This is a genomic window from Mechercharimyces mesophilus (assembly GCF_059818345.1).
Genome location: NZ_JCBAPH010000005.1, coordinates 101,587 through 126,993, shown reverse-complemented (window position 1 = coordinate 126,993; position 25,407 = coordinate 101,587). Strand labels below are relative to the sequence as shown.

Annotated in this window: 24 protein-coding genes; 19 read left to right on the top strand and 5 right to left on the bottom strand. The window is 46.3% G+C overall.

What is annotated here, in order from left to right; genetic code table 11:
* Positions 1-428: 428 nt before the first annotated feature.
* Positions 429-767, bottom strand: a complete 339-nt coding sequence (locus tag AC6RGY_RS13285) for a winged helix-turn-helix domain-containing protein (RefSeq protein ID WP_499863670.1) — start codon at positions 765-767, stop codon at positions 429-431.
* A 490-nt stretch (positions 768-1,257) separates the two neighbouring features.
* Here AC6RGY_RS13285 and AC6RGY_RS13280 point away from each other — a divergent pair, with 490 nt between their 5' ends.
* The 16 genes from AC6RGY_RS13280 (at position 1,258) to AC6RGY_RS13205 (ending at position 17,882) form a co-directional block, all read left to right on the top strand.
* Positions 1,258-1,470, top strand: coding sequence for a hypothetical protein (locus AC6RGY_RS13280; RefSeq protein ID WP_499863668.1), 213 nt, complete (start codon positions 1,258-1,260; stop codon positions 1,468-1,470).
* A 90-nt stretch (positions 1,471-1,560) separates the two neighbouring features.
* Positions 1,561-2,496, top strand: a complete 936-nt coding sequence (locus AC6RGY_RS13275; protein WP_499863666.1) for a 3-oxoacyl-[acyl-carrier-protein] synthase III C-terminal domain-containing protein — start codon at positions 1,561-1,563, stop codon at positions 2,494-2,496.
* 12 nt (positions 2,497-2,508) lie between these two features.
* The gene (locus AC6RGY_RS13270) at positions 2,509-3,876 is read left to right on the top strand and encodes a preATP grasp domain-containing protein (protein WP_499863663.1); all 1,368 of its coding nucleotides are present in this window, start codon (positions 2,509-2,511) and stop codon (positions 3,874-3,876) included.
* A 13-nt stretch (positions 3,877-3,889) separates the two neighbouring features.
* Complete coding sequence (gene lysA / locus AC6RGY_RS13265; protein WP_499863660.1) at positions 3,890-5,170, top strand: diaminopimelate decarboxylase; 1,281 nt, start codon at positions 3,890-3,892, stop codon at positions 5,168-5,170.
* Between the two features lie 30 nt (positions 5,171-5,200).
* Complete coding sequence (locus AC6RGY_RS13260; RefSeq protein ID WP_499863657.1) at positions 5,201-5,476, top strand: acyl carrier protein; 276 nt, start codon at positions 5,201-5,203, stop codon at positions 5,474-5,476.
* Positions 5,466-6,332, top strand: coding sequence for a hypothetical protein (locus tag AC6RGY_RS13255; protein ID WP_499863654.1), 867 nt, complete (start codon positions 5,466-5,468; stop codon positions 6,330-6,332). The genes AC6RGY_RS13260 and AC6RGY_RS13255 overlap by 11 nt, the downstream gene beginning before the upstream one ends.
* A 24-nt stretch (positions 6,333-6,356) precedes the next feature.
* Entirely contained in the window at positions 6,357-7,316 is a 960-nt protein-coding gene (locus AC6RGY_RS13250; protein WP_499863652.1) for a 3-oxoacyl-[acyl-carrier-protein] synthase III C-terminal domain-containing protein, read from the top strand.
* Positions 7,313-8,203: a hypothetical protein gene (locus AC6RGY_RS13245; protein WP_499863650.1), complete on the top strand. Its 891-nt coding sequence runs from the start codon at positions 7,313-7,315 to the stop codon at positions 8,201-8,203. Before AC6RGY_RS13250 ends, AC6RGY_RS13245 begins: the two co-directional genes overlap by 4 nt.
* A 6-nt stretch (positions 8,204-8,209) precedes the next feature.
* Positions 8,210-9,370 (top strand): acyl-CoA dehydrogenase family protein, encoded by a 1,161-nt coding sequence (locus tag AC6RGY_RS13240; protein ID WP_499863648.1) that lies wholly within the window; start codon positions 8,210-8,212, stop codon positions 9,368-9,370.
* Positions 9,363-10,328 (top strand): hypothetical protein, encoded by a 966-nt coding sequence (locus AC6RGY_RS13235; protein WP_499863645.1) that lies wholly within the window; start codon positions 9,363-9,365, stop codon positions 10,326-10,328. Before AC6RGY_RS13240 ends, AC6RGY_RS13235 begins: the two co-directional genes overlap by 8 nt.
* A gap of 4 nt (positions 10,329-10,332) precedes the next feature.
* Positions 10,333-11,718, top strand: a complete 1,386-nt coding sequence (locus tag AC6RGY_RS13230) for an MATE family efflux transporter (protein WP_499863642.1) — start codon at positions 10,333-10,335, stop codon at positions 11,716-11,718.
* Positions 11,719-11,828: 110 nt separating this feature from the next.
* The gene (locus AC6RGY_RS13225) at positions 11,829-12,920 is read left to right on the top strand and encodes an arginase family protein (RefSeq protein ID WP_499863640.1); all 1,092 of its coding nucleotides are present in this window, start codon (positions 11,829-11,831) and stop codon (positions 12,918-12,920) included.
* Positions 12,921-13,082: 162 nt separating this feature from the next.
* Complete coding sequence (locus tag AC6RGY_RS13220) at positions 13,083-14,063, top strand: hypothetical protein (RefSeq protein ID WP_499863638.1); 981 nt, start codon at positions 13,083-13,085, stop codon at positions 14,061-14,063.
* 91 nt (positions 14,064-14,154) lie between these two features.
* Positions 14,155-15,408: a hypothetical protein gene (locus AC6RGY_RS13215; protein ID WP_499863636.1), complete on the top strand. Its 1,254-nt coding sequence runs from the start codon at positions 14,155-14,157 to the stop codon at positions 15,406-15,408.
* A gap of 22 nt (positions 15,409-15,430) precedes the next feature.
* Positions 15,431-16,702 carry a M16 family metallopeptidase gene (locus tag AC6RGY_RS13210; protein WP_499863633.1) on the top strand — a complete coding sequence of 424 codons (1,272 nt, stop codon included), beginning with the start codon at positions 15,431-15,433 and terminating at the stop codon, positions 16,700-16,702.
* 211 nt (positions 16,703-16,913) lie between these two features.
* Positions 16,914-17,882, top strand: coding sequence for a DMT family transporter (locus AC6RGY_RS13205; RefSeq protein WP_499863630.1), 969 nt, complete (start codon positions 16,914-16,916; stop codon positions 17,880-17,882).
* Positions 17,883-17,987: 105 nt separating this feature from the next.
* On the opposite strand, the gene AC6RGY_RS13200 is transcribed toward AC6RGY_RS13205, so the two are convergent.
* Complete coding sequence (locus tag AC6RGY_RS13200; protein WP_499863628.1) at positions 17,988-18,515, bottom strand: lysozyme inhibitor LprI family protein; 528 nt, start codon at positions 18,513-18,515, stop codon at positions 17,988-17,990.
* 183 nt (positions 18,516-18,698) lie between these two features.
* A complete protein-coding gene (locus tag AC6RGY_RS13195) occupies positions 18,699-20,258 on the bottom strand; it encodes a hypothetical protein (RefSeq protein WP_499863627.1) in 1,560 nt (519 codons plus the stop codon).
* Between the two features lie 400 nt (positions 20,259-20,658).
* On the opposite strand from AC6RGY_RS13195, the gene AC6RGY_RS13190 reads away from it, so the two are divergent.
* Complete coding sequence (locus AC6RGY_RS13190) at positions 20,659-21,267, top strand: PadR family transcriptional regulator (RefSeq protein ID WP_499863625.1); 609 nt, start codon at positions 20,659-20,661, stop codon at positions 21,265-21,267.
* A gap of 150 nt (positions 21,268-21,417) precedes the next feature.
* Here AC6RGY_RS13190 and AC6RGY_RS13185 read toward each other — a convergent pair whose 3' ends face one another.
* Both AC6RGY_RS13185 and AC6RGY_RS13180 read right to left on the bottom strand, forming a co-directional pair.
* Complete coding sequence (locus AC6RGY_RS13185) at positions 21,418-22,101, bottom strand: beta-propeller fold lactonase family protein (protein WP_499863901.1); 684 nt, start codon at positions 22,099-22,101, stop codon at positions 21,418-21,420.
* A 47-nt stretch (positions 22,102-22,148) separates the two neighbouring features.
* On the bottom strand, positions 22,149-22,667 hold the full coding sequence (locus AC6RGY_RS13180) for a YncE family protein (RefSeq protein ID WP_499863623.1): 519 nt from the start codon (positions 22,665-22,667) through the stop codon (positions 22,149-22,151).
* 166 nt (positions 22,668-22,833) lie between these two features.
* Between AC6RGY_RS13180 and radA the strand changes: the two genes are divergently transcribed.
* Positions 22,834-24,207, top strand: a complete 1,374-nt coding sequence (gene radA / locus AC6RGY_RS13175) for a DNA repair protein RadA (protein WP_499863621.1) — start codon at positions 22,834-22,836, stop codon at positions 24,205-24,207.
* Between the two features lie 4 nt (positions 24,208-24,211).
* Positions 24,212-25,297, top strand: a complete 1,086-nt coding sequence (gene disA / locus AC6RGY_RS13170; protein WP_499863619.1) for a DNA integrity scanning diadenylate cyclase DisA — start codon at positions 24,212-24,214, stop codon at positions 25,295-25,297.
* Positions 25,298-25,407: the final 110 nt, after the last annotated feature.

The following is a 25,407-nucleotide window of genomic DNA, read 5'->3' as shown; positions in this document are numbered from 1 at the left end:
AGGCTATTTAACACTGATGAAAAATTAGGATGACTGTTCTGTGAAGCGAATACCCGCATTCCTCTTCAAATAAGGGAATGCGGGTACTTTACTTTCGGAAGGGAGACCACGGAACAACCAGCACTCACACGGGTTGCTTTTGTCCGAGGGTATATGGCTTTGGATAGGAGAGCTTCTATGAAAGTAGTCCCCACGTGTTGAAACAAAGTCTTATCGAATGGGACCATAATCCTTTTATTAGGATAAGATGGAATCTAATCCTAAGAATGATTGGAAGATGGGCAAGCGGTTTCACCCTGAGAGACTCTAAGCCGTGGATCAGGTAGATAGGGGATACCGCCCGCCGAGTAACCATGCTGCGAGAGAATCTGAAATTCTCACGTGGTCAGCTTTCATCCGGGGCATGTTGATAATCCTTAAGAGCTTTTTTACGACGAAGGCGTAGATGGCTTGTACATCGGATAAAGAACATACCCTACATTCCGTTGCGATATGATCGTTGGATGGGGATAGATCGTGATGAGCTTTTTACGTAATCGACTAATGTAAACATAGAGGGTACTATCACCGATATGAGGAGAGCCCCAGGCAAAGTTAATAAGCTCTTCCGACGAAACGATTTTTCCAAGATTTAAAGCGAGCAAATAAAGTATGCGAAACTCTGTGCGTGAAAAGGAAAGCTGAGCGTGGTCTTGGATTAGAACCTCTTGACTGGCATCGAGAATGTAACCATTGCCTAATTGGATGGGCTCTTTCGAATGGATCATTTGATTGGTCAACCCCTTCTCATCATGTAATAAATTAATAGACGAAGTGACAATCTTTTCAGAAATAAAATATAGAAAAAGATCTCTTCACAAAACAGTTACTATGTACATTATTCGTTTGAGTGGATAAGCCACCAATATATATATTATAGATAGGGAGGGAAAAATCCTTTATATTTTTTAAATAGAGAAAAATAGACAGCAGTCATAGAATCTATATTGTTTGTCTTCTTTTTAGAGACAAAGGTCCTTGTGTATAAGGGAAAAAGGATAAGGGTTCTTCTATTACATTAATAAACTTCTTTTTATCTATATTTGTAAAAATGGAGGATAATATGTAGTTGGGTTTTTCTCCAACATGTGATAGTTATAAACAAATTGTAAGTGCAATAAGGAAGGAGGAAAGCGGAGATAGATCGTATAATTATCAGTAGTAGTATATTCAGAATCTTTATACTACTAATATATAATGAAAAAGAGGTGAAGAAAAATGGACATCAAAGCGACGCCCATTAGTACAGAAGAATTAAAAGGAATGACCTCGCAAACAACAGAGGAGCGAGCCATCGATTTGCGAGCGATTGACCTACGTGCAATCGATCTACGTGCGATTGATCTACGTGCGATCGATCTACGTGCGATCGATCTACGAGCGATTGATCTTCGTGCCATTGACCTACGAGCCATCGATTTGCGCGCCTAGTTGGTTCTGTTTGTGGAAGGAGCTTTTAGTCCCCATAAAGCTCCTTCCTTTTCCTCACCTCCAGTTATTAAGGTAGGAGGCAAAGTAAGTATGGTCCATATGGAGAAAGTCGTTGCCTACACCCCACAGAGGCGCGTGCCGATCGCAGATCTGCAAGAGAAGTTGGGCCTTAATCGTTATCAAGTGAAATTGTTTCAACGTATTCATGGATTGCGTGAAGTAAGCCTTGACCCCAATCAGTCACTGGTGGAGCTTCTAGAACAGCCCTTGATGGGGATCTTGTCTCAAACGGAAAGGGCTCGTCATCAAATTCGCTATTTGTTGTATTGTCATACGGTAAAAACGGTAACGCCCTATCCAGTGAATGTGTTGGATGAGTTGAAGAGCCGATTTCAATTGGAGCATATCCTCTCCTTTTCACTTACGCAACAAAACTGCTCCTCTAGTTTGGTAGCGATGGAATTGGCAGGGGATCTATTGAAACAAGGGGATGATCCGAGAGCGAGTGTACTGGTATTGATGGGGGAGAAAGCGACACATCCCACACTTCAATTGATTCCCAATACCACGATTATGGGAGAGGCCTCAGCAGCTTTGTTAGTGCGAGCAGGTGATGGAAAAGACCAACTCATTGCGATTCACCGTACAATTAAGGGGAAGTATGCGGCCGGAATTAATATTGCGGCGGAAGACTTGCGTGAGTTTGAGGATAGCTACGTTCCGACTCTAGTAGATACCATTTTAGCAACATTGAAAAAGGCAGAAGTCTCGCTGGAACAAGTTTCATGGATTCTTCCGCATAACGTTAATCGCTCGTCTTGGTTACAAGTAGCCAAATCGCTGGGTTATCCGCTAGATCGTATTTACTTGGATAACGTTGCGAAGTTGGGGCACTGCTTCTGCGCTGATTCTTTTTTGAACTATCAGGATTTGGTTGGAAGTGGTCAGTTGGTTCGCGGTACCTATTACTTGATGGTTACCGTGGGTCTGGGAGCGGTTTTCACCGTGGCTTTGATGCGTCATTAGGAGGTCCTTTCCATGAAAATACAGACAGCCGGTTTTCTCTCTTTTCTCAAACGGGAACTGGTAGGTGATGAGCGTGCCACTTTTCTCTTTCTCAATAACTTTGAAGTGGAAGAGCATTGGGCACAAGGGAGAGTCAAATTGCCTACGCTATCGTTAGGGTCAGGGAAAAGCATCGTGAATCGAATGGAAGAATTGGGTGTGTTCTTGGCTGATAAGACGGATTTCGTTCTTCTCAAAGAGGAAGTGGATGCTGGATTTCAGGAGTATCTCCAGCGACAGGGAGTGCCTCTCCCGACAATTCTATCGTTAGAAAAGAATGATCCCGCATTGACGATCACGGAAAACCTTCTTCAGTGTCCATCCACCTTATCTCGCATAAAGCAGATGGAGAGAGAGGGACTTTATCTCTTTCCTTTTGGAACCTCCCATCATGAAGAAGAATTGTCTCGTGTGACGGGTATTCCGCTAGCGGTGCCACGGGCGGATGTGTTTGAGAAGGTGAATAGCAAAATTTACTCCCGTCGTCTCAATGAACGTCTGGGTATCAAGCAAATTCCCGGTGCCACGTGTGAAGGCATGGGTCAACTAGAGTCCGCTTTTGACGAGATGCGAGCGGGATTAAGTGAAGGCAAAAAGCTGGTTCTCAAAGATGCACACGGTGTCTCGGGCAAAGGCATCGTGGTGTTGGAGTCGGAGCACCGCTTCCAACAGCTTCTGCAAATGCTACAAAGACAGCAGAAGCGATTGCCAAAACAAAAGGTGTCTTATGTCCTGGAGCAATGGATAGAGAAAGAATGGGACTTAAATGTTCAATTCATCATTGGACGTTCCGGTAAGGTTACTTTTTACAATGTAAAACAAGCGATCACAGTGGGGGGAGTCCATCAAGGTCATCGTTTTCCCGCAGAATTGGACGCTCTACAGATGGAAACCTTGCAACAGGATATAAAGAATCTAGGCCACGCGTTATACGAAGATGGCTATTATGGCGTTGTGGGTGTTGATGCCATCCTTGCGCAAGATGGCACACTGTGGCCCAATTTGGAAATTAATGCTCGTCTTAATATGTCGACGTATCAATCTGCATTGGAAGAGCGCTATATAAGGGAAGGGCAAGTGGCATGGGCGAAGCATTATTCGTTGCAACTGTCGCGTAAACGACCGTTTACAGAAATTTATGCTCGCATGAGCGATCTTATGTGGAGTAAGGACAGGGAAAGAGGGGCGTGGATTCATAACTTTGCTACGGTGAATGCAGGCTGGAAGGAAGAAGGGACCCCTTTTACTGGACGCTTGTATGTGATGTTGATCGATGAAGATGATGAAGCGTTAGCCGAGCTGGATCAAGCATTGAGAAAGCGGTTGGAACAGCTGGTCTAAGGGAGGGAGAAGAATGCGGACGGCGTATCAAATTCAAGGAAAGTCGATACCATCGTTTGCGGAAACATTTGGCACACCGCTTTATGTTTACGATGGTGAGGAATTGGAAGCAGTGGTTGACTCACTGGGGCGCCATCTCAGCCACCATTTAGAAATCTTTTATTCACTAAAAGCGAATCCCAACCGTTCGATTTATGCCTTTCTACAGCAGTTGGGGGTGAAAGCTGAAGTTTCTTCCTTGACCGAGTTGGAGACGGTTCTTCAGGCCGGAACTTCCCCAGAAAACATCCTTTTTTTAGGGCCGGGTAAAAGTAAGGAGGAGCTGGTTGCCTGTATTCAGCATCGTATTTATGCGATTGTCTGTGAGTCTTTTGCCGAGTTGGAACAGATTGAGGAACTCGCGCGAGGTAGAGACCGAGTAGTAGACGTGGCGCTTCGTATCAACCCTTCGTTTTCGGTGAAGGGTTCGCGTTTAACGATGGGCGGAAAACCGCGGCAATTTGGCATAGATGAAGAGCAAGTGATGGATCATTGGGAGCGGATCCGCTCTTATTCGCATATTCACTTTAAAGGGATCCATGTTTACATGGGTACGCGCATTCTGGAAGAAGAAGTGATCGCACAAAACACACAAAAGATTTTTCAATTAGCAGAGAAGTTGGAAGAAGTCGCTGGAGAGCCATTGGAAATGGTGGATATCGGGGGTGGACTGGGGGTTCCATACTTTGAGAAAGAGCGAGCACTCAACCTGGAGAAGCTAGGTGCCCTGATCAATCCATTGATAGACGCGTATCGCGAACGACACCCCCACACTCGTCTGATTATGGAATTGGGGCGGTATTTGGTTGGAACGAGTGGGCTCCTCGTGACGCAGGTGCGCTATATCAAAGAATCTTTCGGAGAAACCTTCCTCGTGGTAGATGGTGGGACGCATTGTCATATGGCAGCTGTGGGAATTGGCTCATTTGTCAAGCGGAACTTTCCCCTCTGTTTATTAAGCCATATCAATGGGAGACCGACGCATCGCTATCACATTACGGGTCCTTTGTGCACACCCAATGATCAGATCGGGAAGTCGGTGTTGCTACCGCAGGTCGAAGTGGGAGATCTGATTGGAGTCATGCACGCAGGCGCATATGGACCGACTGCTTCGCCCGTCTTGTTTCTTAGTCACGGCTTTCCAGCAGAAGTGCTGGTGACGGGAGGAGAGGCATATCTCATTCGTGAACGGGATACAGCAGCGGATTTGTTAGCAAAGCAACCGCCTGTACACTGGGTGCAGAGTCACATCTAGCTATTCTAAATCAGGTAGGGAGGAAGAAAGATGGAGAGGGAAAAAATCTTAGGGGCGATTAAGCGATCACTGCAAGAAGTGCTGAACATGGAGAGTGTGGAACATGTGACGGAAGAGACCTCTTTGTTTGATGAGTTGGCCCTCGATTCCACAGCCGTATTAGAACTACTCATGGTATTGGAAGATGAGGTTGAAGGGTTAATGGTAGACCCTGAAACATTGGAGCCCCAACATTTCGAAACAGTGGCAACGCTTGCTCAATATATTGAGGAACAACTTGAAGATGTGAAAGAAAATGTCCACTAAACTGTTTGTAGAGCATCTAGATGTTCAGTTCTTCCAAGACAAACACCCTTATGTCTATGACGAACTCACTTATCGTTTTCATCAGGAATTGCTCCATCCCTATGGGTTTGAGGTGGATCGTGAATTGATGGAGAAAGGGTCCCATCATTCTTTTACTGAGATGAGTATACGATTGCTTCAACCTTTAGCGGATGCGGAGAAGCTGGTAGGGGTTGATTTGGTCGTATTGGCTTATGGCACACCAGATGTGAATGTGACGGATTCCGTCGTTTGCCATCTCATTCACCGCTATCAATTGACAGGGGCGAATGGGTTTGCCATCTCAGACATGGGTGCTTCTGCGAGTTGGGCGGCGCTCCATGTGATTCATGATTGCCTAGCGACTGCTTCTAACCAGAAAGCGCTTCTGATCTTGCTAGATCAAACGACATTTCCCAACCGGATTGCCCCGATTCATGATCATCATGTGAGCGATACAGGATGTGTGCTCTTGCTCGAAGGGCGAGAGAGCGGTCAGGGAGAGTGGGAATTGGTTCAATCGGGCTATCGGTATTGCTTGGCGGAAGCTGATCTGGGGGGATTAGTGGAAGATACCTTATTTTCATGGCAGGAAGAGTGTGGAGCTGTAGGGGAAGAGATACAAATGATGGCGCATGCGTCACTTGCTCGATTTTTTACGAGAGCTGGGCAAAGCGATGGGGTGACGTTTTATGATGATCGAACCCATCTTGTTACCCCTCCCTATGCGATGTGGCGAAGTCAACAGCAGGAGGCAGAGGTTACGTACTTTGGGTGGATGCATTATGACGATGGAAATCCTTTCTTCTACACTTCTCTCTTTCTGCGGCGGAGATAAGGAAGAGATATGGAGGCTGTAAAGGTGACGCATAGCATAGGAATTACTGGGATGGGGGTTTACTTGCCATCCACTTTTCAAACAGTGGAGGAAGTACTCGCAAGCGTTGGGGCAAGCAAGGGAGAGATGCGTTTACTGGAACGGGTTCATGGATTGCGTCGTATCCCGATTGTGCCGGACGGACAACGACTGGAAGAAACCATCCAACAAGCGATTGTCGATTTGCGCAAACAGGTCGGTGTAGCTACAGTCGATCTCGTGTTGTACGCTCATTCCCAATTCACCCATGTTCCCTTTGGCTATGATCTTTTGTATAAAGTTTTGTCTCCTTTTGACTGGGAAGAAACCCTCTCATTTGGTGTGGATCAGCTCAATTGCGCTTCGTTTTTTGCCGCTTTGGAAGTGGCCCAGTCTATATTTGCTCGAGCGGAAGGAGTCAAGAGAATCCTTCTTCTATCCGCTGATCAGAGTAACTTTCTTTCTTACGGCCGCTATATCCCGCGTGCAACCATCATGGGGGATTCCGCAGTGGCACTTCTGCTGTCACGTGGGCAAGGAGGGCTGCGTCTCCTTTCCGCTTCTACGATAGCGGACCCTCGCTTTTCGTTGGGGTTTTATGAAGAGGAGGAAAAGCGAAAGCAATTTAACCAGTCTTACTTAGATAACCTCTTTGCAGGGATCGAACTGACGTTAAGACGAGCAGGCAAATCCCTACAAGAAGTAGATGTGATCCTCCCGCACAATGTGAATCGGACCACATGGAGGCGTTTCACAGAGCGAAGTGGGATAGAACCATCGAAAGTTCGTACCCAATTTATAGAAGAGATTGGACACACTTATACGACCGATGCGCAAATCATTTTAGCACACCTGCTACGGGAAAGAGAGTTGGCGGTGGGGGACTTGGTATTACTCGTAGGAGTAGGATTGGGCTGTTTTGTCGGAGCGGCGTTATTTCAATACGGGGAGGAGGAAGTAGGATGACACCATTATCCATCGCTGTAGCGGAAGAAATGGAGTTTGCGCGTGTGATGCAACGGGTTCGTAGAGCATCGCTCGGAGCGGCATTGCGTTTAATGGCTGAAGAAGAGGAGAGACCCACCTTGTATGCTCCCTTTGGCTATACGCTAGTGCCGAGTGGAGTTTGGGAGAAAGAGTGGGAGGTGGTGGTGGGCTATCAAGAGAGGAGAGGCTGGACGGAAATCGAAAGCACCTATGTGAGAGATGAATGGCTAGAGGAGCAAGGGGTGAAATTGTATCGGCTTGAGGGGCTGGGAGCTGAACAGAAGAAAAGCGCGAAGAGAGAAGCAAGGGAGATAGAGTTGGAAGTTGAGCAATGGGCAAGTGATACGGATGATTGGTTAAATGGAGCCAATGGAGCGTCCATGTCAGAGATGGCTGTTGGAGATGGTCGATGGGCAAACACCGTGAATGGTGCTGAGGGACAGACAGAGAACTCGTATGGCAGGGTAATGGAAGGAAGTACTGGCGAAGGTGATAGGAAAATAAGGTGTATAACTTGGGAGAAACGGATTTTGGCACTACGCCTTGGATTGTCTCTCGCGGTTTTAGATGAAAGTAAGCGTCATCTAGAGAAGCGTCGCTCGCAAGGAGTTCCCACGATGCAACATCAAATGGTACAAGCAATCATCGCAGATTACCTGATTTTTTTGGAAAGTGTAGTAAGTAGTGCGAAGATGGAACGTTTTGAAGAAGAACAGCTTGGTTTGTGTAGGCACGTGCATGCGGAGCTGGATCGGCATCTACAAGCACTGTTGAAGTTGATGGGTGGACATGGGTATTTGCGCACCGGGTCGAGTCGTTTTGGACATGCCGCAATGGTGATCAAAAACGTGTGGGTCATGAGGTGATCGCAGATGGTGTCAGAGAAAGCCTTACAGGAATATGAAGCACAGTTAATAGAACTCTCTACTACTTTTCGTAAGTGGGGGTTAGCGTTGGATGAAAAACCCGAAGCGATCGAACAGTTGGTAGAGGAGGAAGCCTTGCGAATTTATCGCAAGCAGATGCTCCCCCCTGAATACAATGACGAACCGGTTAAGACATCAGACGGTACGCACTTTTATGGGCTTACCTGTCTAGAACGAGTGGTCTCTTTTGAGAAGCTGGCATATGGGGACTTTGGTGTGACTTTAGCTTGTCCAGGTCCCTCTCTTTCCGGAATGGTTGTGCGTGATCTGGGAGATCAAGCACAACAGGAGAGGTATTTTGGCAGATTGAGTCAAGCGCCGGTGTGGACGTTCTTCGCTTTGTCAGAGCCACGTTTTGGTTCCGACCCGATGTCGATGGAGACTCGTTTGACGAAACGTGATGGCGAAGATGGATACCGTCTACAGGGAGAGAAAGTGTTTATAGGAAATGGTGCACGTGCTCAATTGGGAGTGGTGTTTGCCCGTAAAACTTCTGGTCCTTTGGGCATTGAGATTCTGCTTATCGAATCGAATACAAAAGGTTTTCAGGCAGAGCCCATTCCCACGTGGGGCGTACGCGGAGCCGGATTAAGTCACCTTTATTTTCATGACTGTAGGGTAGAGGAAGAGCAAGTGGTGGGTCGGCATTTACGCCCGATGAAAAGAGGGATGATGGGAGCGATTGAAACCTTCAATAAAATGCGCCCCAGTATTGCCGCGGCAGCCTTGGGCATCGCACAGGCCACCTATGATTATGTGAGAGCGGAGCGGAAACGCTGGCTGGAGTCTGAAAAGCAGATATTGCAACATTGGGAACAGGAGCTATGGCTCACCCGGCAGCTGATTCGGCAGGCAGCAAGGGGGATCGACCAGGATCCCAAGCAGGGGTATCTAGCCTCAATGGCAAAAGTGAAAGCGGTTCGGTTAGCAGAGGGTTTAACGGAAGATGCGCTTACTCTGATGGGACCGGGCTCCTTCTATGAATACCCTTATTTGAACAAGTGGTATCGCGATGCGCGTGCCTGTGAATATATGGAGGGCACCACGCATATTCAACAACAGACCGTTTTTCAGTCCTATCATAGTCGGAAGATGTACCATGCATAATGAGCATAAGTTGCCTGGCTCCCTTCCTTTGAGCATTGATGCTTTATCTACGCTGGTTATTGGGGAGGAATGCGGTGAGCGTGATCCCATTCCGGCAGATGATGAGTACGAACTTCGTCTTCACTTTGATGCAGAGGCTTATTATCACGGTCGAAGTAGGGAGGAATTGCCGACACGATCGGTTTGGATGGAAGGGAAAAAGATCAATCAGGAAGAGGTGGCAATACAGACGCTCTTGCCTCTTTGTAGCCAGGTAGACCCAGAGGTGCTCATGGTGGCTCAGTCATTTTATACGCGACGTTCCGCCAATCCGATGTTAGCCGAACTCCTTTTGCGTTTAGAGATGGACCCGCGGTATGCGTTTGGCTTGTCTCATCTGGGAGCGGTCGCGGCTACAGAAGGTTTGCGTATCGCGGACTGGGTGCTGGCGCAAGGAAAGAAAGGGCTTTTTCTCTTAAGTGAGCAGCCTTTTCTCATCCCCCAGTGTACAGAGTCCGATTATCTAAATCTTGGTGATGCTTCAGTTGCCCTGGCGCTTAGCAAAAGGGAAGGGGCACTCAACGTGGAATGGGTGAAACGCACAATGGTGAAAGAGCAGGACCCTTTTCCTTCGGCTCCTTCTTGGCATCAGTGCCTGCAGTCGCTGTTGGATTTGGAGGGTGAGCAAGCTGAGCATGTTATCGTGCAAAATGCCTTCCTACAGAGAGAAGGATGGCAAGAGAAGGTTTTCATGCGGAAGGAAGGGAGTGAAATCGATTATCAAGGGGCAGACGTGTGGCTCACCTTGTGTGAAGCTTTTAGAGAAAACATGATCAAGAGAGGGGAGCGGGTGCTGTTGATCACCTTTGATCGTCTGCATACAGCTTCGCTTTGTCTCCTCTACGTACGGGAACAACCGGAGATAAAAGAAGGAACGTTAGCGTCCCTTTCGGAACGTGACAGACAGGATAGGGGGTGAGGCGGTGGCTCGGCTGGATTATGTCAACGACTCCATACTAAGATTACTCTATCTAACCTTTTTGCCGATGATGCTGGCATCGGTCGTCAACCTCGTGATGGTGATTTCTCAGGCTATTTTTATTGGTCAAGTGGGCGAAGAAGCGGTGAATATCCGTGGATTTTATCTACCGATTGCCTTCTTCCTCACGGCGTTACTAGAAGCGATGCAATTAGCGGCACAAGTCGTGATGGCAAAACGAAAAGGTGCAGGTGAGCATGCGGCGATCCCGCGCAGTTTTTATCATTTGTTGGGATGGGGACTTCTTTGCATGGCGCTGTGCGGGGGAGTGATTGCCTTGTTCCTTCCTTTACTCTCTCATCTATTCGGCATCGATAGCGGATATGTAACGCAATTCCATCGCTTTGTGCTAGGGATGATCGTGGTGGAGTTGATTTTGGTGATGAATGTAGTAATTGCTGCCTGCTTGCGAGCACTGGGGAAGGTGAATGTGGCTTCCACACTGGCGATTGTCAGCTCCTTGATGAATATTTCATTGATGTATGTATTCGTAATCGTAGCCGATGCTGGGTTGATGGGCATCGTTTATGCTCTCCTTCTGACGGCATCACTACAATTTGCTTTGAGCTTATCCTATACGTTGTGGTCATCTGATGTTCCGATTGGCGCTCCACGTCATATCAAAGGGAAAGATCTTTTTGTTCTCGCCATATTACGCGGAGTGGGGATTCCTGTTTTTCTCTCTTACTGCTCCCTTTCGCTGGGGATCGCTTTATTTAATCTGATTGTGGAGTCGTTTGGTGACGCGGCCGTCGGTGGATATGGAGCGGCTTACAGTATACAGACGATGGTGATTCTCCCTGCGATTCTCTTGGGTTCTGCGATGGGGATTGTCATGAATCAAAATTTGGGTGCAGGCAAAGTGACGCGCGTGTTGGAGGCCTATAAAAAAGGCATCAGACAGGCATTTATCTTGTACCTCCCATTAGCCTTGCTCGTCTTCTGGTTGCGTGAACCACTGGTCTCCTTTTTCTTTCGCGCTGAGGACCGAGACTTGTTTCTCCCTTATGCTGCCGGCTATTTAGCCATTGTGGCCCCTTCCTACTTACTGATGGGTCCCATGTTGACGACGCTCATTACGTTGGAACAAGTAGGAAAAGGGATGAAAGCGTTAGGGATGAATGTACTCTATTTTGGCTTAATAGCCGGGATAGGCTGGATGGCTACGGCTTGGACACAGGAAGTGACCTCTTTCTATTGGACCGTTGCGCTGTGTAACCTCATTGGGATTTCGGGATTGATTTATGGGTATCGACTGTTGAAGAAAGAGTTTGCTGAGGGAGTGACTAGGGAGCAAGAGGTGGGGAAGGAAGTGGCGACGGGGGGCTAGATGATGGAGGAGTCCTTGTGACACGAAAGGTGATGGGAGATGATTCCCTGAGATGGATGGCGTGAACCCATATGGCAGATGAATGGAAAGGATATGGGGAGGAGATCAGCGTGAACCCTGTTTATCTCTTGCAAGAGACAGAGAAAGGATATGTGGCAGCAGATGAGACATTGGCTCATTTCTTTCATCTGGATGCTCATCCTCATTTGAGTAGAAAGAGTCCTCCTTCGATTTCGGGAATACAGCCACCCACTGTCCCCTGTTTTCAGTTTACTCCTTTAACTGGTCACCCACCTGCTGACGTTGCGATTGTTGAGATTCCCTATTGTGCAGGTTCGCGCAAGAGCGATTCCACAGTCGCATCGTTTGGGGAACTTCTGCGTGTGCAATCGGGACTAAAGCCTGTGTATGCGCGCTTGGATGAAGGGCTCTCCTCCGGTGTTTTTGATTTGGATGATGGACGTTCTTTGTTTGCGGGCTTGCTTTTTGAAGATCTCGGGCAGTTGCAGTTAGGAGCGAGAAAGGATGATTTTACTGGCTTAGCACATGTGATGCGATGGGCCAAGGAACAGGAAAAGATGCTTTTTTCTCTGGGAGGAGATCACTCCATTACGTATCAAGTGATCCAAGCGTGGTTGCAGTTGCATTCCACTCCGTTGATCTTGATCGATTTTGACGCTCATCATGATTGCGGCAAAGAACTTCTGCTAGAAGAAGAGGTTCATCATGCCAACTTTATTTCTCATCTCTTGCAGGAAGAACAAATCGCCGCGGTTGTTCAGTTAGGTGTGCGTGGCATTCGCTCAGTGGGACAAGTAACCAAGCATCCAAGTCTGATTCAGCTTTCGAGTAAACAGATGAATGAAGGTTCGGTGCGCAAGATCTTAGAAGAATTGCAAAGGAAGCATCCGACGGCCGTTTACTACCTCACCTTTGACATGGATTGTTTGGACCCTTCGCTATTTCCGCTTGTTGATTATCCCGTACCCGATGGCCCGACATGGGAGAGAGTCCGAAAATGCTTAGCAGAAGTATTTCGCATCCCGTCAAGGCTGATTGGGGTGGATATGGTGGAAGGACAGGGAGAACTAGTGGAGGGAAAAATTCCGCTAGCCTATGAGATGGCTGTGCAGGTATTTGCTCATCTGTTGGATGGTATTTCTAAACAGAAGAAGGGTGAAAAGAAGGAGGAGACAAAATGATATTCCCCTTCCGATAACCTCGAGGCTTTCTAGATAAAGAAAGCCGTCAATGCGAGGAGGAAAGCGGGAGACTTCTCCCTATTCTTCTCGTTCGGACGACTTGTTCATGAAAGTTTCCATCTCGCAAAGAGGAGAGAGTCTTGAAAGAAAAGGGGTGAAAGCATGGATTTAGAGCAGTTATTTTCTCAACAGCGTGAAAGGGTAGAAGAAGAAATTTTCGAGCAAAAAAGAGAAGGCAGAGAGCTTCGACTGGGGTATTTCTTGGCACTCATGAATATCAGCAAAGAATTATTGCCACTTGGCAACGAGAATCGGTACGATCCGGAAGAGATATGGCTTGATTATCTTGCATTTGCGCGCATGCTAGAGCAAATGCGAGAGCATCCCACTTTATTTGAAGGATGGGATGAGATTGTGGGAGTGGAGCATCGCCGTCAAATTCTCGAAGAGGGAGGAGCCTTCTTAACCTGGCATACGGGGTTTGTACGTCACCATCTAGAAGCGATTGCGCATGGACGATCCTTGCTAAGGGATTGGAAGCAACCCTTTTATCAGGTGGTGGATGAAGAACAATATCAATGGGAAAAACGCTTTCATCAATGGGAGAAGTTGCGGGAATTACGTAATATTCAGCTTATGAATGCGCAAGATCGACTCGTAGGAATTAAGTTGTACCATCACCTTAAACAAGGAGGATCTTTTTGTTTGAAATTGGATGGCCAAACGGGCGTTAACAGTGATCATGTGGATTTACGCACCCGGTGGATTACCTCGATGATTCAAACAAGAAGTGGGATTTTTCGCATTTTGGCACGAGCGCAAAAAAAAGCGTCCTTGGTGGTCATGTCAATGACGGATGATTTTCGTTCGCGTATTGTTTTTCATCCTCCGCAGTTGATCGAACCGAGCATTCAACCTGCATGTGATTACGCCTTCTCGATTTTACGCACGGAGTTAGTGCAACATCCGTGGCAATGGCGTTTCTGGGATCGCCATCACCAACAGGTAGTCGCGTGGGATGAATCGGTTGTGGAGCAAGAGAAAGAAGAAGACGTTCGCATTGACTGGGTAGCGAGCAAAGGAGAAGAGGATTTCGTGGGATTGGATGTACGTACCGGTGAGGTATATGCGCTATCGATGTGAGAGTAGATAAGGATAGTGGGGTTCAAATTCCATTAAAAGGTATGTGGATGAGGGGGATAAAGGAGGATCACGATCGGAGGGGGAGAGAGATATGTTTACAAGTGAGGAAAAAGCGGGTGTCAATTTTCATGTACAGGAGGCCCCTTTTCTAGCTGCACACTATTTGACGCTGTCCATCCCCAAGCCGATGGAGGTGGATGAGACCGCGTTTGCCTTACTGCCTGAGCTATTACTAAATGAGGAGAAGAATAGTCGGAGACTGAGTGGAATATATGGTGCGACAATCGAGGGAGAGGTAAAGAGGAAGGGGCGCCTGCCAGTGATACAGCTCAAGATAGTGGTGCCACATGAGCGGTACTTGATGACTGAGCGGTTACTGGGAGTGGAAGCCCTTCATTTGTTGACGGATCTGGTGTGGAGGCCGAATTCGGCTCAATGGAAAGAAGGCGAGCTTTTTCGCCGAGCGGTACAAATCCATGCCAGCAAGATCCAATTAGAGGGACAAGACCCCAAACTGAAGGCCTCTGAGCAATGCTTGTCTCATATGGAAGGGGGAGAAGCACTCTCTTTGAGAAGGTGGGGGGAGATGGAGAAATTAATGACGTTGACGCCAACCAGAATGGAAGAGATCGTGTTGCAGTTGCAGAGGATAGCGGTGTTCCATCTGCACGTGGTTGGAGCGGGATGCGTGAAGGAGTGGCAGGAACATTATGGTGCGACTCGTCTTTCGACTGAAAGATTGATAGCAAAAGATAGCGATGGGCAAAGGATACGGGAATGGGGTATGTCAGATGAAGAGACACCTCTCCCTCAGCCTGCCAAAACCTTTCGTCTTACAGGAGAAAGCGCCTCTTCAACGTCCGGACTATCTTCTATCACGTTTATGGTATGGACAGGTATTTGCTTTGCTGATGACGATTATTTGCCCCTTTTGGTTGTTATAGAAAACTTACGTAGACAGTTGCGATTTCGTCTGCGAGTAGAGGAGCGGTTGGTCTACTCTATTTCTTGTGAACATGATCCGTTATGGGAGATATTTTGGATACGGACCGATGTGAGAACAACGGAGCAGAAGCGAGCGATCTCCTGTATTATGGATGTTCTTGGTGACATGAAAATGGGCAGATGGTCCTCTTCTTCATGGAGGAAATCCATCCGGTCCGTGCAACACTATATCGACTATGGTAGGGACTTGCCCTATGTATGTGTGGATGTTCACCTGCATGGCTGTCTTCGTGGAATGGATCAGGATGAGAAGGAAGCGGATCAGGTTTTAGAGCAACTTAAGGTAACCGACTGTTGGCAAGTAGCCAGTCGCTTGCAGATAGGATCGATTCATCAATGAGAGAGTGGAGAGGAGGCAGTCCATGTCTACGTTTTCTTCTGTAATTGACATGTGGCAGATGGAAACTTTTCGGTTAGTGAACGGACAGCGGGTGATTTTCCTACCAAGGCCAGGGTGTAAACGCACGTATCTCTCGCACGTGGTTGCCTTTGGATCGCTGGATCGAGAGGTGAGGATGCTGAACGGAAAGCATATTTCCATTCCTTTTGGAACGGCTCATTTTCTAGAGCATCTGGTGTATCACCGTTTTTTTCACCCCTCGGTGTTCGATGAGGGGGAGGCGCATGCCACTACTTCGCAGTTGCTAACAATTTTTCAAGTGGCTTGTACACGGGAATCTTCTCGTGTGATCGAATCCTCTCTACAGTGGGAATGGGAGCGGGATATCGTGTTTACAGAAGAAGAAATCATAAGAGAGCGTGGTGTAATTGAGCGAGAGCTTCAAACGTACGAAGATAATCATGAATGGATTCTGCAACATTTACTTTTACAAGCATTGTTTCCAAAGGAACATCCGCTCACAGTTGATATCGCGGGAACAGTAGCCAGTCTAAATGAGATGACTCCTCAACTACTCAGGGATGGCTTCGCCCACTTTTACCGACCGGAGAATCAGGTGTTGTTGGTGATGGGAAAAGTGGAAGAGGAATTTCAGGCTTATATTCAGGAGAGGGAAGAAGGTGAGATAGAGGTGGACTTTTCCTCTTGTCAACGCCTTAGTTTAGAGGAACAGGAGAAACCGCAGCCCCTACTGCACCATCAGATGCCGGTACCACTTCCTCTCATGAAGATCGGTTTTCGGCAGAAGGAAGTACCGGCGGGAGGGGAAGAGTTACTTCATTATTTGGCAGTGACTGAAGTGGCATTGGAGTCGGTACTGGGGCGAGAGACCCCATTTTATCAGCGACTCATGCAAAAAGGGATGATTGGAGAACACTTTGCGTGGGAAAGAAAGTCATACGCAGGACTTGCCTATTGTGCGATCGGTGGATATACGACCAATCCAGCGGCCGTATCAAATGAAGTATACGAAGCCATTGAAGGAGCGCAGGAACAGGGAGTGGATCCGAAATACTTAGAAAAATCCAAAGCCAAACAAGCTGGTCGCGTATTGATGGCGACGGATGATTTGCGTCATTTTAGTATCCTCTTCGCGCAATCTATCGTGCAGGGGATGAGTGAATACCAGCGCGTTGCCGCTATTCAAGCAGTAACAAAGGAAGAAGTGGACGAGTGGTTTAAAGTGCAACTGGATTGTAAGGAAAAGAGCATGGTCGTGATTTCGAGGGGATGAGGGAGAGGAAATGAGGTTAGGAAAAGGAGATAAGACCAGCCCACGTTCTTGGGTAGAACGTGGGCATTTGCTCGTCTTGTGATCAGTCATGTGAAACAGGATTTTCTTTATCTTTCTAGAATTGATTTTCATTATATGATGAAAGTAGCTTCCTCTCCATTCGCATCAGGAAAGGAAAGCGACGATATTGAATTTCAGTAGGAGAGTACATATGAAAACAAACACGCCTCCTGTTACACCGAGTCAAAAATGGCTGGCTGTCGCGGGATTAGCTACCGTTATGTCCATCTTTGGTTCCATTGGCTTTGTAGCTAACGAGACACAGCTGCCTTCCTTGGAGCTCGTCTTTATCCGTTGCGTAATTGGTTCAATTTTCTTGGGTGGGGCTTGGCTGGTTACAGGTCAATATAAACGAGAACAATGGAACGCAAGTGAGGGGTTCCGTATCGGGATCGGTGGCGTTGTATTGGTTTTGAACTGGATTTTCTTGTTTCTTAGTTTCGAAACGATGCCAGTTACACTGACGGTCTCGATATACTACCTGGCACCTGTTTTTGTACTCTTGCTAGGGAGTTTCATTTTCCATGAACATCTAACGATCCTATCCATAGGCTCTATCCTGCTCTGCTTTGTAGGGACTCTCTTCGTGATGGAGATCGATGAAGGGATATCCATCGCCAAACTCCTCTCAGATGGGTTTGTGTGGGCATTGTTAGCTGCGCTTTTTTACTCCATTCTCACCTTGTTGGGAAAGGGAATCAAGCGATTAAGTCCTTATGCCGTTTCCTTTTGTCAAATGTTTTTAGGGATTTTTCTTTTAGCCCCTTTTGTTCGTTATTCTGCATTTAGCTCCTTGTCTATTCCTAATTGGACAGCAGTGGTAGTGATGGGGTTGATCTATACGGGCCTGGTGTACTATCTATTTTTCCGCAGTATTCGTTTTCTACCTACGCGCACAACTTCTGCATTGTTGTTTCTAGATCCTGCTGTAGCGATCATACTGGACATGGTCATTACGGACTTCCGCCCTACGGGGATGCAAACAGGGGGGATCTTCCTCACTTTCATAGGGATCGCATGCGCTTTGCTATTCCCTCAACCGCTGAGTAAGAGAAAGGAGAAGAGAGTAGCGCTGGATAGTCCATTGGAGTATAAAGAAGAGGATGGTGTCGGAGAGTGATCTATCGTTCACGATGACAGGATACAATGCGACTATGTTGAAGTTTGATAACCCTACCCCGTTTTGTTTCGTTGTTTTAATGGATTTGTGAGATAAACGAGTGCCTTATTTCATATAGTCTTCCACTAATTCATAACATCTTTCTTTAGTTACTCGTGACTTTGTCTTCAAGAGTTGAAATGTTTCTAGTGACCCGTCCTTATAGGTGGAGGCTTCTTCTTCAGCTAGTTGATCTCTCTTTACGAGCCATTTTTTTTGTTCTTCTTTTAACTGATTAAAATCACTGTCAGGAAGTTGGCGTTTGAGTTCTTGGTATATCTCGTTTAAGGCATCGTCCCATTTCTTATGTATTTCAGCTTGTAGCTCGTTCATCTCTAATTGGGTATCAGCTTTTTGCAGTTGCGTATCTAGCTCCTTGACGCTGCTGTTTGCCTGGGTAAGTAGGGTTTGATATTTTTCTACGTTGCTTTTGTCCTCAGCGCTCGTATCGTTATGATCTTCACTATTCTCTTTATCGGAAATTTTCTTACTACTATCCTGGCTGTTTACCTCTGGTTCCTTTTCTGTTGACAAGTCATTACTACAACTGACCACGAGAAGAAAAGTGGAAATGATGATTATCCATTTACTCAAGATCCTTCAACTCCTTTTTAGATCGATCTATTCCTTTGAAATATTTTTACTAATATGATATCAGACTTATGACTTTAAAAAAAGGATTCGTGCTTGGCTTTTCAATGATGTCGGATCAATTGGATGAGAAGGAGTATATCTAGATTGGTTTCAATAAAAAAACAGCCCCTAGGGGCTGTTTTTTTATTGATCTCTTATTACTTCACAAAGGCTCACATCAGCCTCAACAAAACATTCTTCATATTTTTGATACTCCTCTTTCATAGCGGGGGATCTCCAATGAAACTGACCGGATTCATCATAACTTCCCACTTTTTCTTTCGTTGCGATTGATTTTGATTCTGTCGCGTTTGCTTCGATGGTTGCCTGCTTCGTATAAGTCTCACCTGTTGAAGGAATTTTGTAGGTGATTTTCACCGGTAGCTCATAGGTGCTTCTTTCTATCTTGATGTTCCCCACTTCTGCAGTAAAAGCATCAATACTCACAGAGATTTGATTACCACTTGTGTTTTGTCCACTTTCTTGATTGCTTCCTCCTACCTCCCATTCGTGACCCTCAGTGAACTCTAAACTTATAGAAGGAGAAAAAGCACTGATAATGTCGGATCCAACTGAAATGGATAAGGTCTTCTCTAAATAGTTGGTTTCCGACCAATGGGTAGATACAGTCGTTCTCTCCCATTCACTTGTGTTCAATGTATCTGTCATCGTTCCGCTTCCATTGTTGGGGAATATAAAGCCTTCATTTACAATGGTGAGCTCATCGTCCACTTTTGTTGGATGGTTTTGGAGAGGCTCCACCTTGACGATTTCTAAATTATTGGGATAAACCCATCCGAGCAAACCATCTTGACGATATCCGGATTCACAACCTGCATCAAATTGTGTCCTTCCTACTTGTGTCCGACGATCATCACGGTCCCCACTGTAACATTTCCAAAGGGGGACGGTTCCTTTTTCCTTGTACTTATAGATATGACCGAGAAGTGTCCTCTGCAGGTTAGGGAACTTATTAGGGTCTTCTGCCATTGTGTTGGTGATGTTCTTCCAATACGGGAACATCTGTATGGGGTTGTATATATTCTGATACAAAGGAGCCGTCTCTTTATTCGGATCAGGCTGAGAAAGAATTTTTCCAATGGGACCATTAGCGATAAAGTCAAATTCATGACGATCCAGCAAGCCACGATCGGTTACAGTCCATGTGTCATCGTAATCACTATGATAACCTAACAACAAATCAACCATTTCCGCTTCTGCAGGATAAACATATCCAAGGAGACGACCTCGTTGACCATTGTGTGTCCAGTCATATCCACTTTCAAAGTTACTTCCTACTTGTGTACGCCAGTCCCCTTTACTTGGGGAATTTGTTAACCACAACGCTACTGTGCCTGGGTGCTTATCTTTGAAAATATAGCCAATCAGTTCTCTGGCGCCTTCTTTCGCCCAAGGAACCGTTGTACTTTTCAATTTATTTTCCCCGTACATTTCGAAATAGAGAGGAATGGTTTCGAATACGGGGTGAGGTTCTTTCAATACATTTCCAATGTGCTTTTTGTTTTCATATCCCCTATAGAAATTATCCCCTGCTCTTGTAAGCGTGTCCTGTCTTTCTTCAGAAAAGGCCATCCATAGTTCAACGGTTTCTACTGAATTTGCAGCTTCTGTCGAGGAAGGGAACAACGGCAACACGATCAGAAAGGATAGAATGAGCATGCTCAATTTCTTTCCTAAATACACTTTACCAGAACTCCTTCGGGAGAAGAGATTTATCAAACCAACTCAACCAGTCCTATCTCTATACAAAATTGAATGTTCTTAATAAATGATAAATATTTTTTGGTTTTAGGTAGTGGATTTACATGTATGATGTGAGCCTGTTTCGATTCTAGAGGTATACAAGTTTAGGTTTGATATTGTTTTAGCCCTTAAGTATTTGTTACCCACCTAATTACTCGTTTACACATTTTAATTGCTATTTTTAGAAATATTAAGAGTTTACAAGAATCATACAAAAAGCAAAGGCTTACAAACTAGGATCGAGATATTCCTCACTGTTACTTATAAAACGGGACTATTTGACAGTAACTCGAAATAAGAGATAATATTTCGGTACAATATATCGAAAGGATCGATTTTGATGTCAGTGGAACACATTATTTTAGGCGTACTTAGCTGGTTACCCAATTCAGGTTATGGAATCAAATCCGAGGTTGAGGTGAGTGGAAGAGAGTATGGTTGGGGACGCGTTAGTTATGGGAGTATTTATCCGAAACTGAAAAAACTTGAGGAAGAGGGATTAATACAGACGAAGCAACGACAAGAGGAGGGGAGAAAGGTCAAGATCTATGAGTTGACGGAAGAGGGTTGGAATAAGCTTTCCCATTGGCTGATGCAACCACCCGCACCGCCGGAAATTCGCGATGAATTGTCTATGAAATTAAGCTTTTGGGACACTGTATTACCTGACGATCGTGAGACACTTATGGAACATATTGAACTTAGACGACGGGAGACGGAAGCGATGGTGAGGCATTTCGAGGAGTGGTCACACAATGGGAAGTCGGCGATTGGTGAGGTGGGCGGGATAAGTATGGATTACCTGATTGATCGCTTACGATTAGATATGAAGTGGCATGAACGGATGATTGACCAACTGCAAAAAGCGCCTTCCCCACCCAGACAAGATCCGGAAGGGTTGTTTCAACAAGCGGATGCCAGGAGGAAAAAGTCTTTGGGAGAAGATTGAAGGAAAGTCTATTTTTAATAAGGCTGTCATGGTCACGTTTCAGACGAGAGCGTACAGCTAAGAAGGTAGTCGTTTTCTGCTGTGTGGATGTTAAATGAACTTTACCGCTTAACGGAAACGAAGTTAGGCTAGATGGCAATGTAGCTTACGCTATATGGGATCGATCGGAACGCAACTGGGTGTGATTGCGCCGTCACTCGTCTGTTCACCGGTAGGGACGGTTGTGATAACGGAATCTGTAGCCACATTGATAACGGACACGGTTCCTCCATTAAAATTGGTGACATACGCTTTGCTTCCATCAGCCGTGATCGAAACATCGGTGGGTCCATCTCCCACATCAATGGTGGTAATCACGGTATCATCGGCTGGATTGATCACCGATACATTGTCACTTGAAATGTTGGTGACAAACACTTTTGTTCCATTCGGTGTAATGGCCACTCCATTGGGGCGGATACCTACCTCAATCCCATCAATAATGGTACTGGTGAGGATATCAATGACCGTTACTGTACTCGCTTCACCTCTTCCGCGATTGGTGACATATAATTTTCGTCCGTTTGGTGTTACGGCAAGATCACGTGGGAATTCACCATTGGTGATGGGGATAATATCTATCACCGAGTTTGTCTGTGTGTCGAGAATCGTGATGAGGTTACTAATGGTTACCGCGACAAATGCTTTGCTTCCATCAGGATTAAAGGTGACATCAAATGGGTTTAAACCGACGGATACCTCCGTCGTGGTTAGGTCCATTAGGTTGATGATGGTGACAGTGGAACCACCGAAGTTGGCTACATAGGCTTTGCTTCCATCTGGAAGAACGGCAATCCCAACTGGTCCGTCTCCTACCGAGACGAGATCGATTTCCGTATTACTTATCGTATTGAGAATAGAGACAGAATTGTCTCTGTATTGGCTACGTAAGCGCGTGGACGAATGGGATCAATTGCGACGCCATCAGGCTGTTTTTTTACCGGGATGGTCGTCGTGACCGTATCACGATTGGTATTGACTACAGAAACCGTATTATCACCAAAATTGGTGAAATAACCAAACAAGATGGGTTCAAAGGCACTGATTCGACAAATGACGATGACCTTGATGCCACCGTCCGTTAAGAGGAGGGTAACGGTCTCTTCGCCAACGCGGTTGATGCGTCCTTCTATTGCCTCTTCGGGAGAGCATCCATCTATAAAAATAAGAACGACTTGACCAATACAGGCCAGTAATTGTCGCCGTAACTCGTCACAGTTAGAAGATGTAGGAACGTGTTTTCGATCAGAGGTCTTCTTTTCCGTTACATGAGGGGCCACTCTTGTTTTCTTTCCAAATATTTGGCGCTTGTTTCTTATTATTTGCTTTTGCGAGTTTTGTTCACTCCTTTTTGCTTTCATAGTAAACACTTCCCTCCGAATGCATTGTTATATTCATTAAATATATTTCGTTATCTATAAAATAAGAACGGCAAATATTTTGGTTTATTGTGCACTTTTTCGCCTACGATCACATGATCTGATATAATGGAAGCAAGCGAACAACCAGAAAAAGGAGAAACACGGCGTGGCGAAAACAAAGACAAAGTTTGCCTGTCAAGAGTGCGGATACGAAACGGCGAAGTGGATGGGAAGGTGTCCAGGGTGTAATACTTGGAACACGCTCGTAGAAGAACAGACCATTACCGGGAAATCGGATGGGAGAGGGCGCAGAAGCACGCCTTTTCAATCTGCGAAAGCGATTCCTATCACCACGGTGGAACGGTCGCAGGAAGCCCGATGCGATATGGGAATCAATGAATTAAATCGCGTGCTCGGTGGAGGGCTGGTCCCGGGGTCTCTGATTTTAGTTGGTGGGGATCCGGGCATTGGCAAATCGACGTTGCTCTTACAGGCGTCGTATCGATTAGCTCAGAAAAAGACATCGGTTCTCTATGTATCGGGAGAGGAATCGACCGAGCAGACACGTCTGAGAGCGGAACGATTAGGGGCACTGGATGAAAATCTGTGGGTAGCGGCAGAAACAGATTTGGATTTCATTGAAAAAATGGTGGAAGAAGAAAAGCCACACATGGTGGTCATCGACTCCATTCAGACGATCTATCAACCGGATGTCACCTCGGCACCTGGCAGTGTCGCACAAGTGAGAGAGTGCACAGGAAGACTGATGCGACTAGCAAAAGAGCGGGGCATTGCCATCATGATCGTTGGCCATGTGACCAAGGCGGGAGCCATCGCTGGCCCGCGACTGTTGGAGCATATGGTAGATTGTGTCCTCTATTTCGAAGGAGAGCGGCACCAAACGTATCGTGTGTTGCGCGCTGTTAAAAATCGGTTCGGCTCAACCAATGAGATTGGATTGTTTGAGATGCGGACGCAAGGGCTAGTGGAGGTGTCCAATCCTTCCGAGATGTTCTTGTCACAACGGCCACATGGCATTGCGGGATCTGCTGTAGCGGCAAGTATGGAAGGGACACGTCCTGTGTTAGTCGAGTTACAAGCACTGGTTGCTCCGACCAGCTTTCCCTCTCCCAAACGGATGGCGGCAGGGGTAGATCACCAACGCATGGCGATGATTTTGGCAGTGTTAGAAAAGAGATTGGAAATGTTTCTGCAAAATCAGGATACATATGTTAATATCGTGGGCGGTATGCGATTGGATGAACCGGCGCTCGACCTGGCGGTGGCTGTCAGTATCGCGTCCAGCTTTCGCAATCGACCAACGGGAGCAAAAGATATCTTTATTGGCGAAGTGGGGCTAACAGGCGAAGTGCGAAGTGTGGCGCGTATGGAACAGCGGATGGCGGAAGCGAAGCAAATGGGCTTTAAGCGTGCGATTATTCCTGCGAAGGATCAACGTGGCTGGGACCCACCTGCTGATATCCAAATCATTGGCGTAAACACCGTAGAAGAAGCATTGGATGTGGGATTAGGAGGGTGACAGGGTGAAAGAAGAAGCGGTTGAGCGGCGTAATACGTTTGTGAGCGATATCTTACGATTGGTTGCACCAGGAACTCCTTGTCGTGAAGGATTGGACAATGTACTAGGTGCAAAGACGGGTGCATTGATTGTGATGGGGTATGATGAATGCGTAAGTGAGCTGGTGGATGGTGGCTTTCATATCGACTCTCCCTTTACTCCAGCTCATCTGTATGAGTTGGCGAAGATGGATGGAGCCATTATCCTCAGTAACGATGGGCGGCGAATTTTGTATGCGAATGCACAGCTGGTTCCCAACTCTTCCATACCTTCTACTGAGACGGGTATTCGTCACCGCACAGCTCAGCGTACGGCTAGGCAGACGGAAAAGCTGGTCATATCCATCTCTCAACGGCGTAGTATCATTACCCTTTATCAAGGGAATTTCCGCTACACACTAAAAGATATTGGCGTTATTCTTACCAAAGCGAATCAAGCGATTCAAACCCTTGATAAGTACAAATCAGTACTAGATCAATCTACAACCAATTTAAGTGCACTTGAATTTGAGGAATTGGTGACATTAAATGAAGTAGCGATGGTCATTCAACGAATTGAGATGGTCTTACGTATTAAAGGAGAGATTGAAAGCTATATTCATGAGTTAGGGACGGAGGGCCGCTTGATCAAAATGCAGCTGGACGAATTGGTAGCCAATATGGAAGAAGAGACGGTGTACTTAATCCATGACTACTGTTTTGAACCAGGAGAACCGACTCCGGGCGGTGTATTGAGTCGATTGAAGCAACTCTCACAGGATGAACTCTTAGACCATGGGCAAATTGTGAGAGCATTGGGCTTTCCCTTTGGGACCAACATCCCGGAGGAAACGGTCTCTCCGCGTGGGTACCGGATCCTAAACAAGATCCCGCGGCTTCCACACAACATCATTCATAATTTGATTGATCGCTTTGAAACGTTGCCACGAATCATGATGGCGACGATTGAAGAATTGGATGAAGTAGATGGAATTGGAGAAGTGCGTGCCCGTACAATAAAAGAGGGATTAAAGCGTATTCAAGAGCAAGTATTCATTGACAGACATATCTAAAATAACCTAGAATATAAACATTGATATTCTGACGGTAACTCTGTACGATCGTTTCACTTTGTATTTCAATTTGACTACTACTTTATATTCTCTGCATAAATGACGATCGT

What these genes read in the sequence shown, in the direction of transcription:
- AC6RGY_RS13285 (WP_499863670.1), bottom strand. Translation starts at nt 767, where the DNA reads ATGATCCATTCGAAAGAGCCCATCCAATTAGGCAATGGTTACATTCTC.
- AC6RGY_RS13280 (WP_499863668.1), top strand. Translation starts at nt 1,258, where the DNA reads ATGGACATCAAAGCGACGCCCATTAGTACAGAAGAATTAAAAGGAATG.
- AC6RGY_RS13275 (WP_499863666.1), top strand. Translation starts at nt 1,561, where the DNA reads ATGGTCCATATGGAGAAAGTCGTTGCCTACACCCCACAGAGGCGCGTG.
- AC6RGY_RS13270 (WP_499863663.1), top strand. Translation starts at nt 2,509, where the DNA reads ATGAAAATACAGACAGCCGGTTTTCTCTCTTTTCTCAAACGGGAACTG.
- lysA (WP_499863660.1), top strand. Translation starts at nt 3,890, where the DNA reads ATGCGGACGGCGTATCAAATTCAAGGAAAGTCGATACCATCGTTTGCG.
- AC6RGY_RS13260 (WP_499863657.1), top strand. Translation starts at nt 5,201, where the DNA reads ATGGAGAGGGAAAAAATCTTAGGGGCGATTAAGCGATCACTGCAAGAA.
- AC6RGY_RS13255 (WP_499863654.1), top strand. Translation starts at nt 5,466, where the DNA reads ATGTCCACTAAACTGTTTGTAGAGCATCTAGATGTTCAGTTCTTCCAA.
- AC6RGY_RS13245 (WP_499863650.1), top strand. Translation starts at nt 7,313, where the DNA reads ATGACACCATTATCCATCGCTGTAGCGGAAGAAATGGAGTTTGCGCGT.
- AC6RGY_RS13240 (WP_499863648.1), top strand. Translation starts at nt 8,210, where the DNA reads ATGGTGTCAGAGAAAGCCTTACAGGAATATGAAGCACAGTTAATAGAA.
- AC6RGY_RS13235 (WP_499863645.1), top strand. Translation starts at nt 9,363, where the DNA reads ATGCATAATGAGCATAAGTTGCCTGGCTCCCTTCCTTTGAGCATTGAT.
- AC6RGY_RS13220 (WP_499863638.1), top strand. Translation starts at nt 13,083, where the DNA reads ATGGATTTAGAGCAGTTATTTTCTCAACAGCGTGAAAGGGTAGAAGAA.
- AC6RGY_RS13215 (WP_499863636.1), top strand. Translation starts at nt 14,155, where the DNA reads ATGTTTACAAGTGAGGAAAAAGCGGGTGTCAATTTTCATGTACAGGAG.
- AC6RGY_RS13210 (WP_499863633.1), top strand. Translation starts at nt 15,431, where the DNA reads ATGTCTACGTTTTCTTCTGTAATTGACATGTGGCAGATGGAAACTTTT.
- AC6RGY_RS13205 (WP_499863630.1), top strand. Translation starts at nt 16,914, where the DNA reads ATGAAAACAAACACGCCTCCTGTTACACCGAGTCAAAAATGGCTGGCT.
- AC6RGY_RS13190 (WP_499863625.1), top strand. Translation starts at nt 20,659, where the DNA reads ATGTCAGTGGAACACATTATTTTAGGCGTACTTAGCTGGTTACCCAAT.
- AC6RGY_RS13180 (WP_499863623.1), bottom strand. Translation starts at nt 22,667, where the DNA reads ATGAAAGCAAAAAGGAGTGAACAAAACTCGCAAAAGCAAATAATAAGA.